This window comes from Pseudomonas sp. SZ40 (assembly GCF_052958135.1).
Window position 1 is genome coordinate 1 of record NZ_JBQWIF010000081.1, and the last position, 1,012, is coordinate 1,012.

1 protein-coding gene is annotated in these 1,012 nt (G+C 64.8%); it reads right to left on the reverse strand.

Translation table 11 applies throughout. From position 1 onward, the window contains the following. Window positions 1-133 precede the first annotated feature (133 nt). On the reverse strand, window positions 134-1,012 hold an 879-nt coding region (locus ACT9T4_RS26615), incomplete at its 5' end, for a ShlB/FhaC/HecB family hemolysin secretion/activation protein (protein WP_499119871.1).

Genomic DNA, 1,012 nt, shown 5'->3' on the forward strand with positions numbered 1-1,012 from the left:
ACGGTCAGTTGCGCGGCAGTGGCGGCGATGGGGTTGAGGAACATCACACCCGCCAGAATCAGGGCGATGTTTTGAAAAAATGGGCTGCGAACGTCCATGTCAGGGTGCTCCGAGGCGTAAGCGAATCAGAAAATCAGAAGAACAGGTCGACGCGGAAATGCACCGGGCGCTCGCGCTCGGCGATCACATCGGGGCGTTCCAGGGAATGGGCGAAGGTCACGGCGGCGGCCAGGTGCTCGCCACGGGCGCTGAACTCCACGGCGTTGCCGCTCATGCGGCCGCTGGCGAAGGCGTTGTGCTCGCCGCGCTGGATCACGCCGACGTCGTAGGCCAGCGCCATGCCGTACTGCTGCACGAAGGGTTGCAGCGGCGCCCAGGTGACGGGGCGGGTCCAGCGCAACTGGTTGCGCCAGTAACCGCCGCTGTCGCCGGACAGGGTCTGGTCCTTGAAACCACGTACCGAGTTGAGCCCGCCGATGCTGATGCGCTGCGAGCTGAACAGCACGTCTTCGCTCTTCTGGCCGGTGGCCAGGCTGTCGAAACTGAAGCGCTCGCCCCACAGGCTGAAGGGCTGCAGGTAGCTGAGGGTCAGGCTGTATTTGTTGTAGCGCGCCACCGGGTCGGAGCCACGGGGGGTGCCGTTGTTCTGGGCATCCAGGGCGCCGATGCCCCGCTGCCAACCCGCGTCCAGGTTGACGAACGCCGTGCCGACGCGGCGGCCATGGTTGAAGCCCAGTTGCCACTCGGTCAGCCGGTTACTCGATTGTTCGATGCGGTTGCCGAGGATGAAGTTGTTGGTGCGCACATGGCTGAGGCCGGTGCTCACGGCGGTCTTGCTGACGCTGTCGCGGTGAAGCACGCGCTCGGCACGCAACGCATGTTGCTTGCTGTCGCCATCGGTTTCGAACGGGAAGCCGTCCCCTTGCGCCAGGGTGCGGTAGTAGCTCTGGCTGTAGCTGTAGTCGAAGCGCCACCAGCCATAGGGGATGTTGTAGGACAGGCTCTGGGCGTG